We start from the raw sequence: 14,438 nt of genomic DNA on the forward strand, positions 1-14,438 counted from the left end.
TCTCTAATCATCCTCAGGTAACGATTGGATTGATGATCAACGTTTGAGCTTTAAGAAGCTCATACCATTTCGTTCCGGGATAAATTGAAAGCTTTAATGCCAGGATCAAAGATATAGTCTCAAGCTCAGGGATTACAGCTGCAAAAGAATGCTCACGGAGAGATTTTACCTGCCCGCATTAGCGTTCCTTCTAGCAGTGTATGGTTCCTTGAGTTGATGTCTATAGTATAGCCTGATCCCCATAAGCAGTAAAAAGCCGTATCATTTGAATCTGGAACCATTATACATATAACTCTCTTGTAAGCGCTATTATCCTTGCTTATTCTTAGTTTTTCAACTAATATTCCATGGATAATTGCTGCTGCTCTTAATGTATAATTCACTTATGGCATAGGAGTTAGGAAGAATGGAAGGAGTAGCACATATGAAGCTGTTTCAGATGAAGACGGCGCCGCTTGGGATTGAGCGGATGACGGAGTTTGTGCAGGACAATTATGTTTGCGCCGGATATCCCGGCATCGGTGATTTGGAACAGGCAAGCCGCGAAGAAATCGCCAGACGGCTGCATCAGACCTCTGCCTACTACGGGCCGGAACTGGAAAAGGCGCTGGACAGCCTGGACATCTTTGTACATACAATGCAGGACGGAGATTATGTATTGATCTCAGACGGGGAGTGGGCCTACCTTGGCGATCTGGGTGATTATTTCTATGAGGAAGCCTGTGACCATCCGGAAGATGGCCGTTGTCACCGGAGAGGTGTAACCTGGCTGAAGAGCTTGTATAGTGCAGAGCTGAATCCCATGATGGGTGAACTGCTGGCAGATGCCCTGCCAGTCTCGCAGTATATAGGAACACTGCCGCCTGAAAGGCTGGACCTGTGGCTTGCGGATGCGGGTCTTGGAAGCAGTGAGCAAACGAAACACACAGTAAAAGTTGATGAAGAGATAATTGCTGAAGCACTGTCTGTTCTCACGGCTGCGCTGCACAGTGAAGATGCCGAGCGGCGGGAGCGGGCGGCTGCGGCCATTCTCCATTATGCGAAATGAAAGCTAACCAGAGGTGAAAATAAAGCGATTTCACTATATAATAGAGTGATGTTGTACGAAGCCTATTAAGTAAGATGCTACTCTACAAAACTAAGCTGATGCTTCCCAAGCGAGTTTGTACGATGCTAATCAAGGAAGCAGATGCTCACAAACTTTCAGGAGGTTCCAATGGCAATTCAATATTTTTCCGACGAACGCATCTTTCATCTTCAGAGCAAGGCAACCAGCTACGTGATTCAGTTGCTGCCTACCGGAGTTCCGGCGCATGTATATTGGGGCAGAAAAATCCGTTCAACCGGTCTGTCCTCGATTCTACAGCGGGCTGAACGCTGCTCCTTCTCGCCAGCTCCATATCCTGAGGACATGTCTATCTCTTACGATACGATAGCACAGGAGTACCCGGTTTATGGTGTGGGTGATTTCCGCCATCCAGCCTACCAGATCCAGGCTGAGAACGGAACTACGGCTTCCGAGGCGCTGTATGACAAACACCGCATTTACCGGGGAAAGCCTGCTCTTGAGGGGCTGCCAGCTACATATACCGAGCATGAAGAGGAAGCCGATACACTGGAGATCGAGCTGCTCGATCCTGTGGCCGGGCTGCGGATTATCCTCTGCTATACCGTATTTAATGAATTGAACGCCATTACCCGTTCTGTGCGGTTTGTCAATGAAGGCAGCCAGTCGCTGAGGCTGCTGCGTGGACTCAGCATGAGTGTGGATTTCCGTGACTCGAATTACGATATGCTTCATTTGTCCGGGTCCTGGGCGAGGGAGCGATATGTGGAACGCAGAGCGCTTGCTTCCGGCATGCAGGGTATCGAGAGCCGCCGGGGTGCGAGTAGCCATGCGCAGAATCCATTTATCGCCCTGCTGTCCAAAGGTGCGGATGAAGACCATGGCGAGGTATATGGCGTCAGCCTGGTTTACAGCGGCGGATTTAGCGCACAGGCTGAGGTTGAGCCGTACAAGACAACCCGCTTATCCATCGGGGTTAATCCTTTCGACTTCAACTGGCTGCTGGAGCAGGGACAGGCGTTCCAGACTCCCGAAGCCGTACTGGTCTTCTCGGCGGATGGCATCGGTTCGATGTCACGGACCTATCATAAGCTGTACCGTACCCGGCTGAGCCGCGGCACCCACCGCGACCGTACCCGGCCAGTACTCGTCAATAACTGGGAAGCGACTTATTTCAATTTCACCGCCGACAAGATTGAAGACATCGCCCGTGCCGGCAGCGAGCTTGGACTGGAGCTGTTTGTGCTGGATGACGGCTGGTTCGGTCACCGCAATGATGACCGCAGCTCGCTGGGGGACTGGTTCGTGGACGCGAATAAGCTGCCGGAGGGATTGGATGATCTGGCCAAGCGTGTAAACGGGCTGGGTCTACAATTTGGCCTCTGGTTCGAACCGGAGATGATTTCTCCGGACAGCGAACTGTACACCCGGCATCCCGATTGGTGCCTGCATGTGCCGGACCGCCGCAGAACAGAAGGACGGATGCAGCTTGTGCTCGATTTCTCCCGTGAGGATGTCTGCCAGGCGATCGGCGACAGGATAGCCGATGTGCTGCGCAGCGCGCCAATCTCCTATGTGAAATGGGATATGAACCGCAATATGACCGAAATTGGCTCCGCGCTGCTGCCGCCGGAAAGACAGCGGGAAACGGCGCACCGTTATATGCTCGGTCTTTATGGAGTGCTTGAACGGATTACCTCGGAGTTTCCGGATGTCCTGTTTGAGAGCTGCTCCGGCGGGGGAGGGCGCTTCGATCCGGGAATGCTCTATTATATGCCGCAGACTTGGACAAGCGATAATACCGATGCGATCAGCAGACTCAAAATCCAGTACGGAACAAGCATCGTCTATCCGCTCAGCTCCATGGGCAGCCATGTCTCGGCCGTGCCGAACCATCAGGTACACCGCAATACTTCTCTTGAACTGCGCGGACATGTCGCGATGTCAGGCAATTTCGGCTATGAGCTGGATCTGACAAAGTTTACGGAAGAAGAGAAGGAAACGGTAAAAGCACAGGTAGTGCTCTACAAGGAGCTGCGGCCGCTGGTGCAGTTCGGGGAGCAGTACAGACTGCTCAGCCCGTTTGAAGGCAACGAGACCGCATGGCTGATTGCGGCTGAAGATAAATCCGAGGCTGTGGTCGTGTATGCCCGGACACTGGCCGAGCCCAATGATTCGCTGTATTATCTGCGCCTGAAAGGACTGGATCCCGAAGCGGATTATGAGTGGCTGGAAGGCGGAGGCGTGTACGGAGGAGATCATCTTATGTATGCGGGGCTGCCATTGCCGAATCTGCACGGTGATTTCCAGAGCGTGCTCTGGCGTTTCCGCAGAGTCTAGGATTTAACCGGTTGTTATTATCACAAAAGGCCTTGCCGCGATATTGCGGCAAGGCCTTTTTGCAGATTGAAAGGGTCCATTTCAGAAGAATTCAACAAACTCATTCACCGGCTTGCGGTAGCCGCGTGGTCTGATCTTGCGTTGGTAGTCTTTGCCGATGGTTATCATCAGAGCCGGCACAAGATGGTCCGGGATATTGAGGGTGGCCTTGATGGCATCGGGATCAAAGCCGATCATCGGGCAGGTATCCCAGCCTTTATCCTTGGCAATCAGCATGAACTGCATGGCAGACAGGGAGGCGTTGCGAATAGCTTCATCACGCTGGAAAGCATCATTTCCTTCATAAGCATCGTTAATGGATTGAATGGTGTTGTCATATTCCTCCTGGCTCATAGCGCCAAGTAATTTCAGTCCGCTGTAAATTTCCGGTGCCTGCTGATAGGCAAGCTTGTCTCCTAGCACGATAATAACGGCGGAAGCCGTGTGGATTTTATATTGGTTATAAGCACCTTTGCGGATTTCCTCCTTCAGTGCCGGATCGCTGATCACCTTGTAATGTGTATGCTGCAAATTGTAGCTTGAAGGGGCGAGCCGGGTGAGAGAGAACATGTCCTCCAGCTCGTTTTGCGGGATCTTGATCCCTTCCACGAAATTCATAGCTGATCTGCGGGATTGCACCAAATCTGTAAAAGTACTCATGATAAATACCTCCAAATGTTTATAAAATTGATAGTTAATAAATATCAATAACTTATGTAAATAAACTAACTTACTAATGGTTACTAGCTTAAGATAGCACGGCAATTGAGAATCGTCAATGATGTATTACACTAAATCGTGAAATTAAGTTCAAATAGAAGATAATTAATAAAAACGATAGAAAAGAAGTGATTATAATCACAAAATAAGGTTATAAAGGCAAAAAGATTGTGACGTTTATTACATAATGGGTGTTATAATAGACGCATGGGTTATTGAATTGACTATTATCAAGTGTTACAAGCTAATGCAGAGGAGAGTCCAACAATGTCAGAAACAATTACGCAAACCACTCCTGAACAGGAAGCACCGAAAGCCTCTTTAACCAAAGAGGATGTTCTGGATCAGCTTTTGAAGTCGGAAGTTCAGGAATCTTTAACCACCTTGATAGAACAGTTGCCGCAGCTTACACAGCTTGTAGGTGTATTAACGAAGTCTATGGACTTTGTACAGTCGGTTGCATCCGATGAAGTACTTAAGAATGATACAGTGGGCGCTATTAAAGAAATTGCCGAGCCGGTAGTAGGTTCCGTCAAAAATATGGCGGCTACTGTGATCGAGGCGAAAGACCGGGCGAATGAAAGCACCGAGACGATCAGCGTGTTCGGAATGATGAAGATGATTAAGGATCCGCAGGTTCAGAAGCTTCTCCGCTTTATGAATGCTTACCTGCAAGTCAGCGGCGAACGCAGCCAGCAGAAATAATTAATTCTAATCTCATACGTAAGGACGGAGGAAACATCATATGTCAAAACATATCGTTATTCTAGGAGCAGGTTACGGCGGATTGCTGAGTGCCTTGACTGTGCGCAAATATATGAGCAAGGCTGAAGCAAAGATCACAGTTGTCAACCAGTATCCAACCCACCAGATTATTACCGAATTGCATCGTCTTGCCGCAGGCAGCGTGGAAGAGAAAGCTGTTGCTATGCCGCTGGCGAAGCTTTTTGCCGGTAAAGACATTGATCTTAAAATTGCCAAAGTAAAATCCTTCTCCGTTGAAAGCAAACAAATTGCGCTCTCGGATGGCACGAATCTTACTTACGACGCCCTTGTTGCGGGCCTTGGCAGCACGACGGCTTATTTTGGAATTCCGGGACTTGAACAATACAGCATGGTATTGAAATCGGCTGCCGACGCCAATAAAATTCACGGTCATATCGAAGACCGGATCCGTGAGTACGCAAAAACCGGCAATGAAGCTGACGCGACGATTCTAATCGGCGGTGGCGGATTGACGGGTGTTGAGCTTGTAGGTGAAATTGCCGACGTGCTGCCGAAGCTCACCAAACGTTATGGGGTGGATCAAAAAGCGATCAAGCTGCTGCTCGTGGAAGCAGGTCCAAAGATTCTCCCGGTACTGCCCGATCACCTGATCGAACGCGCTACATCAAGTCTTGCTGCACGCGGCGTACAATTCTTGACCGGTCTTGCCGTTACCAATGTGGAGGGCAACACCATTGATCTGAAGGATGGCCAGAAAATTGTGGCCAACACGTTCGTATGGACCGGTGGTGTACAAGGAAATCCGCTGATCGGTGAATCCGGTCTTGAAGTTAACCGTGGACGTGCAACGGTAAATGAGTTCCTGCAATCCACATCGCATCCCGATGTATTTGTTGCCGGTGACAGTGCTGTTGTATTTGCTCCGGACGGCCGTCCTTATCCGCCGACTGCACAAATCGCCTGGCAGATGGGTGAGCTGATTGGCTATAATCTGTATGCTCACCTGAACAATAAATCGCTGGATACCTTTAGTCCGGTCAATTCGGGCACACTCGCCAGCCTGGGCCGTAAAGACGGGGTTGCTATTATCGGCGGCAACTCAACGCCATTGAAAGGCTTGCCTGCAACGATGATGAAAGAAGCAAGCAACATCCGTTATCTGACACATATCAAAGGTTTGTTCAGTCTGGCGTATTAATATTCATTAGCCAGCTTTGCTGGAAGCCAGTTCATAGGATCCCCTTTTAGTTACCCGAAAACACCTGATTTTTTTTGAGGTGCGAGTGCTGGAAGGGGATTTTTTTCTGTGCTGAATTACATAGTTAATAACTGGGAATGAAATTAAATAAGTTCACAATGCGTAGTGCGCTTTGAAATCCTACCATAATTGAGGGTGTCCGGAGAAATTCTATTTGATATAATGGAATATGTTTATACCATTCAGTGGTTTTATAGGAGGATTTAAACATGGGATTTAAAGAAAACGATATCATTTTGTTCCAGGGTGACAGTATCACCGATTGTGGGCGCAATTATGAAGACGCTTCATCACTGGGCGTAGGTTATGCAATGATGGCCGCCGCACGTCTCGGGCTGCAGTATCCGGAGAAGAATCTGACGTTCATTAACCGGGGAATCAGCGGCAACCGCATTACGGATTTGCAGCAGCGCTGGGATAAGGATTGCCTGGACTTGAAGCCGACATGGGTGTCCATTTATATCGGGATTAATGATACCTGGCGCCGCTTTGACTCCGGCCAGGAAACTACTGCTGCCGAGTTTGAAGCCGCTTATCGTGATTTGATCGAGCGTACAATGAGTGCGCTGGATGCCAAGCTGGTGCTGATTGAGCCGTTCGTACTGCCTGTGCCGGAAGACCGCAAGAACTGGCGTCAGGATTTGGATCCCAAAATCCATGTTGTGCGTGAATTGGCACGTGAGTACGGGGCCCCGCTGGTTCCGCTCGACGGCCTGTTCGCTGCGGCTTCCGTTAAAGCGGAGCCAGCGTTCTGGGCAGGGGATGGCGTGCATCCTTCTTCGGCCGGACATGCCCTTATTGCCGAAGCCTGGCTGAAAGCGGTAGGAGCAATTAACTAGAGCGCCTATTTATTTTGTTAAAGCTATCCCATCTGAGCGTGTTCAGGGACCGATCCGTTATTTTATAGCGGACCGGTCTTTTTTTGATGTGCGGAGCTGAAGATTGGATGAGGGAGACCAATGCACGGACATTTCACTCTACACCTGAAGACTGTTATAATTGTAGGGTACATATTATTACCGATACTTCATCTAACAAGCTCATGGCGATGCCTGAATAAACGGAAGAAATCCTCAGAGCCATCGGGCGTCAGCACACACCTCAAGATGAAGCTAGTGTTCGGCGAAGTGTATCAGGAATACATTATTAATGAAGAAGTTAACAATCTATACCGAAATAATAAATATCAAGTACATCTTATAGAGCGAGAGGAATGTTAAAAGAATGACGAGCGATACAGCAGAGGATTTGCAAGGTCTGAAAGCAGCCGGCAAGGTGGTAGGTTACACTATCGCCGAGATGAAGAAACATGTAAAACCAGGTATGACGACCGCCGAGCTTGATGCGGTGGGGGCGAAGATCCTGGAGCAATTTGGTGCGAAATCGGCTCCGAAGGTTACCTATAATTTTCCGGGCAGCACCTGCATCAGCATTAATGAAGAGGTGGCTCACGGCATTCCCGGCTCACGCGTCATTAACCCCGGTGATCTGATTAATATTGACGTATCGGCCGAACTTAACGGTTATTACGGTGACTCCGGCGTTTCTTTTCAACTGCCGCCCTATAACGAGGAGCTTGTACATCTGTGCCGCAGCACGGAGGAAACCATGATGAGCGTAATCAATCATCTTCGAGCAGGCATGAAGGTGAATGAGATTGGCAGAGTGATGGAGAGTGAAGCCCGCAAACGCGGCTACAAAATCGTACGCAATTTATGCAGCCACGGCATCGGCAAATCACTGCATGAGAAGCCTTTCGAAATTCTCCCGTTTTATAATCCGCGGGTAACTACGGTGCTTAAAGAAGGTCAGGTCATTACGATTGAACCGTTCCTGTCTACCGGAGCTGACTTTGTAGAACAGCAGTCGGACGGGTGGACACTGAGTGTGAAGGACAATAGCCGGGTAGCCCAGTATGAGCATACCATTATAGTGACCAAGGGCAAACCGATTATTCTGACAAGCGCATAGAACCCTGCCGAGGGTAAGAGGAGCGAGCGAAGTTGAAGATGGCCTTTATTCTTTTTGATGGAATTACTTTTCTCGATTTTGCCGGATTCTATGATGTTATCTACCGGCTGGGACAATTCGCCCCAGGTGAAGGGCTGGAATGGGATATTTGCGGTGTTGCGGAAGAAGTGACCGATGAGCTGGGGCTTACGGTCAAGATCGGCACAGTATTGCCGGATCTGTCGCAATATGATTTAGTCTTCGTACCCGGCGGGATGGGAACGAGAAGGCTCCGGACCGATGAGTCCTTTATCTCTTGGCTGCGGGGAGCCGCCAATGTGCCTTATAAGGTTTCTGTATGCACAGGCTCTCTCTTGCTGGGAGCCGCCGGATTTCTGGAGGGACGCAGTGCAACGACGCATCCCGCTGCGTACGATCTGCTGGCGCCCTATTGCGGCAGTGTGGTGAAGACACGGATTGTACAGGACGGCAGTATAATTACCGGTGGAGGGGTGTCTGCCTCCATTGATTTGGGGCTGCATGTCATGTCACTGCTTGCCGGTGAAGAGGCCATGCTATCCGTGAAGAAGCAAATTGATTATCCTTATGTGATGCAGGGCATTGTACAGCGGCAATAAGCTGTGCAGGAAAACGGGGGTATTAGGATGACTGTAACTAAGACGGTGCCAGTGCCGATTCGGGAATGGATGGAGACGGAGGAGCAGTGGTCCCTGCTTGCCGGTTATATGCTGGACGGGAGCGGCCTGCCCGGACCACGGGCCAATCTGGAACTGGCAGAGAGCTTCGCGATGTCTTTTGCCCGGCCTTCTGTAACGGAGACCTCATGGGCAATGCTTTCTTCATGGGCGCTTATTTCGGACCACGAGGCTGCTGCTAATGATCCCCGCGAGTTTCTGCCTTTTTGTGCTGTACAGGCCAGCTGCGCGCATTACGGGTATGCTGATGCAGTGCGGCGTACCCTGACAGAAGGCCTGCTGAAGACTGCCATGAATGATTCCAGATGGCGGCTGCGCGAGGCCGCGGCGATCGGTCTGCAGACCATTGGAGAATATGATTTTTCGCTTCTGAAGGGACTGCTGGATTCATGGAAAGCGGAGGCTACACTGCTGGAACAGCGCGCCTTTGTTGCCGCTTTAGCCCATCCGCCGCTGCTCAAGGAGCAGATCAACGCACGGTATAGCCTGGATATGGCCGGCGGCATTATGGAAGGCATCCTCTCCTCTGAGCCGGGACAAGGCGATCGGGAGCATTATCGCGTATTGTCCAAGGGTTTAGAATATAGTCTCAGTCTGTTTGTGGCCAGCGAGCCGGAAGCGGGTTTTGCTATGCTCCGCAGATTTGCACAGAGCGGCGATCCCCGGATGCTGAAGATTGTGAAGAGCAATCTGGGCAAAGCCCGGCTGAGTAAAAAATATCCGGACCAGGTTGCGGACCTCCTCACAGCATTGACAATGTGCTAAAATGTAACTATTATTGTTGCATCCAAAGCATTCTTTTGTTTAGGGCAATAAAGGAGAGATTTCCATGAACATTAGCACCCGGTTTGCGGTGGCTATTCATATTCTTACGTTAATCGACAGCAACAAGGAAGGCAAAAGCACCTCCGAATGGATCGCTGGCAGTGTCAATACCAACCCGGTGGTCATACGCAGAATTACAGGCATGCTGAACAAAGCGGGACTGGTTGATGTCCGTCCCGGTGTGGCCGGAGCCAAGCTGAACCGCACTGCAGCTGAGATCACGCTGCTGGAGATTTATCGGGCGGTTAATGCGGTGGAGGAAGATTCCTTATTCTCCGTGCATGAGCACCCGAATCCCGATTGTCCGGTTGGCAAGAACATCGCCGGTGCCATCGTGCCTGTATTCTCCCTCGCCCAGAGAGCGATGGAGAATGTGCTGCAGGAGGTTACCTTGGACCAGATTATAAATCAGATCCCTGTTTACTGAGCAGGGAAGGGGATTAAGAGTAATTTAAGTAAACTTTTAGCAAAAACTTATGTTTCTTTAAGGTTTCAGGAGTATATTAAAGATCTCCACCCCCCAGTGGATGCATTTTTGCTAGGAGCCTGCCGTGCCTCGGCAGGCTCCAATTTTTTGGGTTTGCTGCAATCCGATGATTCTACAAAATTCAGCAAACCTTTATTAAATTTTCATCCGGATTTAAGCTTTGCCGGTTATAGTAGTCACATGACCCCCTTATAATAGACCTTGACCCTGCCGGACGCTGGCAGGGTCACTTTTTTGTTCCTGTATAAGGAAATGGAGAGCGCGATAACGTAGCAGGAGCTTTACACAATATTCCAAATGAATTAGACTGACACAAGACATGCGAAATGGAATGATTTTTGTGAAAGAGGATGGGATTTGAATGATGACCTTTCTGGCTGTGATTCTAGGCTTGTTAAGCCTCTTGGTATTTATGCTGATTATTAGAAAAGCGATAGATGATTCGAAAACATCGCACAAACTGGATATTTTGATTCAGGAGATCAGGCTGCTGCGCAAAGAAATTAAGGAGAATAAGCATATTATTGATAAACGCCTGTAAAAGGGGGAGCTTTGCAATGATCTTATATCACAATCAGGAACTAAGCGTTAGAAGACTGGCCCCTCCCGATGCGGAGCTGCTTGTGAAATGGCTTTCCGATCCGCTTCTGTTAGAGTATTATGAAGGCCGTGACCGTCCGCATACAATGGCGATGGTGCTGGAGCACTTTTATGAAGAGGAAGCCGGGGAAATCACGCGCGGGATTGTCTGCTATAAATCGCAGGATGTTGGATACATACAGTTCTATCCTATTGATGCTGAAGAGAAAGCGGAGTACGGGTATACGGATTTTGAAGGCAGAATTTACGGCATGGACCAGTTTATCGGCGAAACTGCATTTTGGAATCAAGGAATTGGTTCGCAGCTCGTGGGGGAGACGGTTAAATATCTTACCGAGTCGAAGCAGGCGGACAAAATTGTGATGGACCCGCAATGCTGGAATCACCGGGCGCTGAGAGTGTATGAGAAACTTGGTTTTGTGCGGAGGAAGCTGCTTGTAGAGCATGAATGGCATGAGGGAGAATTCAGGGACTGCTGGCTCATTGAATATGCGGGCAGTACGAAATAAGGGGATACTTTATGAAAAATAACCATTTATCTATACTGGGGGCCAGCCTTATTCTTGGTGTTTGTTTTATTGTCGGCTGCCTGGTCATCAGCCATGAAAAGGCGGGGAGCAGCGGAAGCGCTTTGCAAGCCCAGAATACTCTGCTGCAGCAACAGGACAAGGCATTAATGACGCTTCAGGGGGCCGCATATTTTTTGGGGCTGGAAGAAGAGCAGGTGCTCAATATTATGAAAGCGGAAAATGCAATTCTGAGTAATAATGGACCTTTTACAAAAGCAAAGCTTCCTTATTTTAAAATTGATGACGAGTTCTTGTTCACCAGGGAGGACTTATTGAACTGGATTCGGACAGCCACCGCAGAGAAGAGAATATACAGCGGCATCAAATTGCTGAAATGATTAAGCAAGACAATAAGAATGGACCCAAACGGAGGAACTTCAGTGGAGAAAATTGCAATTATTTCTGATATTCATGGCAATGTGCCGGCTCTTGAAGCGGTACTCGCGGATATACACGGGTAATATCACCCGGATTTTTTGTCTCGGGGACATTGTCGGCAAAGGACCTAGCTCAGACCTGGCAGTTGATCTGGTGAAGAAGCACTGCGAAGAAGTTGTGATGGGCAACTGGGATGAATTCATCGGCCGGCCCAGCGAAATCGCCGTTGTACAATGGCATCGGGAGCTGCTCGGCCAAGACCGCCTGAATTATCTGAACTCCCTGCCGTTCTCGATTGAATTCTGGATGAGCGGAAAGTTCATCCGTTTATTCCATGCCTCACCGCGGAGCTTAAATGAGCGGGTCCAGCCCTGGGATGATTATGAACAGCGTTTATCCCTGTTCCTGCCCTCCGGATTGTGCAAGGAACCAATCATGGCGGATATAGCCGGATATGGGGATGTTCATAATGCGTACCTTCAGCATCTGGACGGAAGGACGTTACTGAACGTAGGCAGTGTAGGGAATCCGCTCGATCTTACCCAGGCCTCGTATTTAGTTATGGAGGGAAGGTATCAAGACCGTGCATTGGCACCGTTAAATCTGCAATTCGTCAGAGTGCCCTACGATATTGAGCTAGCTGTGCAGCAGGCGCAGGCATCGGAGATGCCTGACTTGGAACCCTATATTAAGGAGCTTAGAACTGCTGAATATAGAGGCAAGGGATGAGCTTGAAAACAAAAGACTTCTAGAAAATAATGAGAGTGTTAAACTAAAGAAGATTATTGGGGGAAAACAATGCATAAACCGAAAACAACAACCATGATTTTTAGCACCATTATTGCACTAATCCTTTCATTTAGTGGATGGGCATCTGCAGCTTACGGCGCCTCTTCAAGTAACGATCTCAAGCCTCTATGGAACATCTCACATGATTCGGAGCTAGATATGTTTTTACAAGCCCCTTACCATTTGCCCAATACAAATACAGTTTATATTCATACCAATACCTGGGTTAACTCAGAGACAAAAAGCTGGATGGTTAGTGTAGTTTCTGCGGTCGATAAAACTACAGGCAAGAAAAGATGGTCATTTGAATTTTATAAAAAAGGAATGCCTTATCCTTGGAGTACTTCCGACTTAGCATATAGCAAAAACGGTTCTGTCTACGCCTTGGTGAAAGACGGGAGCGGATCTAAATTATATTCTGTTAATTCCTCCGGGAAGCAGAATTGGGTGATTAACGTTCCCGATGCCGAAGAGTTATATTCGATGAGTGATGGCACTTTGCTAATAGTCAACCCGAGTAAACAAGACTCCAAGGGCAACCGTACGCCCGTATCGTATGCATATGGCCCAGACGGAAAAAAGGTGGGAGAACGCCTGTTAACAGGAATTTACACAATTATAGATGGGCAATACGTTGTCTCTCAAATTGGATCTTTTGGGAAATCTAAGCTTGAAGTGTACGGACCAAAGCTTAATCGATTATTCACCTATACCCCTCCTGCAGGGGCAACGATATATATTAACGAAATGTCTTGGCGGATAAATAAAAGTGATATACTCATCAGAATGAATTTACCTAAAACGGGTAATCAATTATTAGCCATTGATTCAAAAGGGAAGACTATGTGGGTACGGGATATTACTGGAAATGCTTCTGTTCAATCCATCGGCGAAAAATATGCAGTATACGAGAATGAAGAGTTGAGTGTTTTTGGAGAAAAGGGACTCATTTTAAAAAAGGCACTACAGGTCAGCGACCCTATGAATGTAGTTTTGGAGACTTCTGATAACAAAATTATGGTTTACTCGGAAGACTGGAAAAGCGTAATCGATCCAACTACACTAGAGATTATTTATCATGTGCCATATGATGAGAAACAACTAAATTATTACTATGTTGGTGATGGTTATCTGTATTCAGTGAAAAATGGTTACCAATTAGTTCAGTACAAATTAGCGCAGATAAATTAATCAAATGGAAGCAGCTATCGTTATTTATGGTGGCTGCTTTTTTTCGTTCAAATATATGAATTAAACAAGGAGCATAAAAAACAGATCTGTGGAGAATGTAATAATAAAAGTATTTAAAGGAGAATTAGGTATGGCAAGATTCAAAAACCCCTTCGAAGGGGTATCGATTGGTTCGTTAGATGATTTAAAAAGGTTACAAGGAATTGATTTACTCGGTATTGGTCTAGGAAATACGGTTATTCCTAAGTTGAGGGACATGTTAGATGTTTCTAATCCTTTTGAAAATCTTCAAGCTTCAAGAGAAAGTCTAATGGGTGGATTGACCCACTTGCTGAATAATTCAGGAATAGAAGAAGGGCCATATATACTTTCACTTAGAACAAATATGATAGGATTAATGAACAACTTTAAAACCTGGACTTCCGACGTGATTGATTCGTATTTAAAAACTGCTAAAGCTGTTGTAGAAGGTATAAAGGAGCTTGTTCAATCTTTTGCTGATCCTTCAAAGCTGGCTAAAAAAATTGTCGAAGAGACTTGTGTGAAATACAATGAAAATGGAGGAAACAATTATAATGATTGTATTACGGTTTTGCCTATCGTTATAATGGCAATAGCTCTATATATCCATGAAGGACATCCAAGATTATCGTATGCTTTAGGTACTTTCGGACTAACGCTTGTACCAGTTGTTTGCGGAAGAACGTATCCCGATGAACGTCCAGATACTGTGTAATATTTGGTTGCTTCTGAGATGTTGATAACTTATGCTAAATGATTCATA

The 14,438-nt window shown here is 47.6% G+C and carries 15 protein-coding genes and 1 pseudogene; 15 read left to right on the forward strand and 1 reads right to left on the reverse strand.

Translation table 11 applies throughout. From position 1 onward, the window contains the following. Positions 1–406: 406 nt before the first annotated feature. The gene (locus tag ACQ76X_RS26070; RefSeq protein WP_438496673.1) at positions 407–1,048 is read left to right on the forward strand and encodes a hypothetical protein; all 642 of its coding nucleotides are present in this window, start codon (positions 407–409) and stop codon (positions 1,046–1,048) included. 168 nt (positions 1,049–1,216) lie between these two features. Beyond that, positions 1,217–3,406: an alpha-galactosidase gene (locus tag ACQ76X_RS26075; RefSeq protein WP_438496674.1), complete on the forward strand. Its 2,190-nt coding sequence runs from the start codon at positions 1,217–1,219 to the stop codon at positions 3,404–3,406. 81 nt (positions 3,407–3,487) lie between these two features. On the opposite strand, the gene ACQ76X_RS26080 is transcribed toward ACQ76X_RS26075, so the two are convergent. After that, on the reverse strand, positions 3,488–4,105 hold the full coding sequence (locus ACQ76X_RS26080) for a nitroreductase family protein (protein WP_438496675.1): 618 nt from the start codon (positions 4,103–4,105) through the stop codon (positions 3,488–3,490). Positions 4,106–4,432: 327 nt separating this feature from the next. Between ACQ76X_RS26080 and ACQ76X_RS26085 the strand changes: the two genes are divergently transcribed. The 13 genes and pseudogenes from ACQ76X_RS26085 to ACQ76X_RS26145 all read left to right on the forward strand — a co-directional run bounded on the left by ACQ76X_RS26085 (position 4,433) and on the right by ACQ76X_RS26145 (position 14,390). Next, a complete protein-coding gene (locus ACQ76X_RS26085; protein ID WP_438496676.1) occupies positions 4,433–4,870 on the forward strand; it encodes a DUF1641 domain-containing protein in 438 nt (145 codons plus the stop codon). A 40-nt stretch (positions 4,871–4,910) separates the two neighbouring features. Then, complete coding sequence (locus ACQ76X_RS26090; protein WP_438496677.1) at positions 4,911–6,089, forward strand: NAD(P)/FAD-dependent oxidoreductase; 1,179 nt, start codon at positions 4,911–4,913, stop codon at positions 6,087–6,089. A gap of 269 nt (positions 6,090–6,358) precedes the next feature. After that, the gene (locus ACQ76X_RS26095) at positions 6,359–6,988 is read left to right on the forward strand and encodes an SGNH/GDSL hydrolase family protein (RefSeq protein WP_438496678.1); all 630 of its coding nucleotides are present in this window, start codon (positions 6,359–6,361) and stop codon (positions 6,986–6,988) included. A 385-nt stretch (positions 6,989–7,373) separates the two neighbouring features. Next, positions 7,374–8,120 carry a type I methionyl aminopeptidase gene (map, locus tag ACQ76X_RS26100; RefSeq protein WP_438496679.1) on the forward strand — a complete coding sequence of 249 codons (747 nt, stop codon included), beginning with the start codon at positions 7,374–7,376 and terminating at the stop codon, positions 8,118–8,120. Between the two features lie 32 nt (positions 8,121–8,152). Further along, positions 8,153–8,737 carry a DJ-1/PfpI family protein gene (locus ACQ76X_RS26105; protein ID WP_038590304.1) on the forward strand — a complete coding sequence of 195 codons (585 nt, stop codon included), beginning with the start codon at positions 8,153–8,155 and terminating at the stop codon, positions 8,735–8,737. A 27-nt stretch (positions 8,738–8,764) separates the two neighbouring features. Next, the gene (locus tag ACQ76X_RS26110) at positions 8,765–9,580 is read left to right on the forward strand and encodes a hypothetical protein (RefSeq protein WP_438496680.1); all 816 of its coding nucleotides are present in this window, start codon (positions 8,765–8,767) and stop codon (positions 9,578–9,580) included. Positions 9,581–9,644: 64 nt separating this feature from the next. Next, positions 9,645–10,067 carry an Rrf2 family transcriptional regulator gene (locus ACQ76X_RS26115; protein ID WP_438496681.1) on the forward strand — a complete coding sequence of 141 codons (423 nt, stop codon included), beginning with the start codon at positions 9,645–9,647 and terminating at the stop codon, positions 10,065–10,067. Between the two features lie 421 nt (positions 10,068–10,488). Further along, positions 10,489–10,668, forward strand: a complete 180-nt coding sequence (locus tag ACQ76X_RS26120) for a hypothetical protein (RefSeq protein WP_038590313.1) — start codon at positions 10,489–10,491, stop codon at positions 10,666–10,668. A gap of 16 nt (positions 10,669–10,684) precedes the next feature. Further along, the gene (locus tag ACQ76X_RS26125; protein ID WP_438496683.1) at positions 10,685–11,236 is read left to right on the forward strand and encodes a GNAT family N-acetyltransferase; all 552 of its coding nucleotides are present in this window, start codon (positions 10,685–10,687) and stop codon (positions 11,234–11,236) included. 11 nt (positions 11,237–11,247) lie between these two features. Next, entirely contained in the window at positions 11,248–11,634 is a 387-nt protein-coding gene (locus ACQ76X_RS26130) for a hypothetical protein (protein ID WP_438496684.1), read from the forward strand. A 42-nt stretch (positions 11,635–11,676) separates the two neighbouring features. After that, a pseudogene (locus tag ACQ76X_RS26135) lies at positions 11,677–12,403 on the forward strand (metallophosphoesterase family protein). A 69-nt stretch (positions 12,404–12,472) separates the two neighbouring features. Continuing rightward, positions 12,473–13,654 carry a PQQ-binding-like beta-propeller repeat protein gene (locus ACQ76X_RS26140; protein ID WP_438496685.1) on the forward strand — a complete coding sequence of 394 codons (1,182 nt, stop codon included), beginning with the start codon at positions 12,473–12,475 and terminating at the stop codon, positions 13,652–13,654. Between the two features lie 130 nt (positions 13,655–13,784). Then, a complete protein-coding gene (locus ACQ76X_RS26145; RefSeq protein WP_438496687.1) occupies positions 13,785–14,390 on the forward strand; it encodes a hypothetical protein in 606 nt (201 codons plus the stop codon). Positions 14,391–14,438: the final 48 nt, after the last annotated feature.

Source organism: Paenibacillus sp. IHBB 3054 (assembly GCF_051594305.1).
Classification (GTDB): domain Bacteria; phylum Bacillota; class Bacilli; order Paenibacillales; family Paenibacillaceae; genus Paenibacillus_AQ.

Bases quoted from the DNA above. Each gene is read 5' to 3' on its own strand.
- ACQ76X_RS26120 (WP_038590313.1), top strand. From the start codon at position 10,489: ATGATGACCTTTCTGGCTGTGATTCTAGGCTTGTTAAGCCTCTTGGTA.
- ACQ76X_RS26085 (WP_438496676.1), top strand. From the start codon at position 4,433: ATGTCAGAAACAATTACGCAAACCACTCCTGAACAGGAAGCACCGAAA.
- ACQ76X_RS26080 (WP_438496675.1), bottom strand. From the start codon at position 4,105: ATGAGTACTTTTACAGATTTGGTGCAATCCCGCAGATCAGCTATGAAT.
- ACQ76X_RS26075 (WP_438496674.1), top strand. From the start codon at position 1,217: ATGGCAATTCAATATTTTTCCGACGAACGCATCTTTCATCTTCAGAGC.
- ACQ76X_RS26145 (WP_438496687.1), top strand. From the start codon at position 13,785: ATGGCAAGATTCAAAAACCCCTTCGAAGGGGTATCGATTGGTTCGTTA.
- map (WP_438496679.1), top strand. From the start codon at position 7,374: ATGACGAGCGATACAGCAGAGGATTTGCAAGGTCTGAAAGCAGCCGGC.
- ACQ76X_RS26090 (WP_438496677.1), top strand. From the start codon at position 4,911: ATGTCAAAACATATCGTTATTCTAGGAGCAGGTTACGGCGGATTGCTG.
- ACQ76X_RS26115 (WP_438496681.1), top strand. From the start codon at position 9,645: ATGAACATTAGCACCCGGTTTGCGGTGGCTATTCATATTCTTACGTTA.
- ACQ76X_RS26070 (WP_438496673.1), top strand. From the start codon at position 407: ATGGAAGGAGTAGCACATATGAAGCTGTTTCAGATGAAGACGGCGCCG.
- ACQ76X_RS26110 (WP_438496680.1), top strand. From the start codon at position 8,765: ATGACTGTAACTAAGACGGTGCCAGTGCCGATTCGGGAATGGATGGAG.
- ACQ76X_RS26125 (WP_438496683.1), top strand. From the start codon at position 10,685: ATGATCTTATATCACAATCAGGAACTAAGCGTTAGAAGACTGGCCCCT.
- ACQ76X_RS26130 (WP_438496684.1), top strand. From the start codon at position 11,248: ATGAAAAATAACCATTTATCTATACTGGGGGCCAGCCTTATTCTTGGT.
- ACQ76X_RS26140 (WP_438496685.1), top strand. From the start codon at position 12,473: ATGCATAAACCGAAAACAACAACCATGATTTTTAGCACCATTATTGCA.
- ACQ76X_RS26095 (WP_438496678.1), top strand. From the start codon at position 6,359: ATGGGATTTAAAGAAAACGATATCATTTTGTTCCAGGGTGACAGTATC.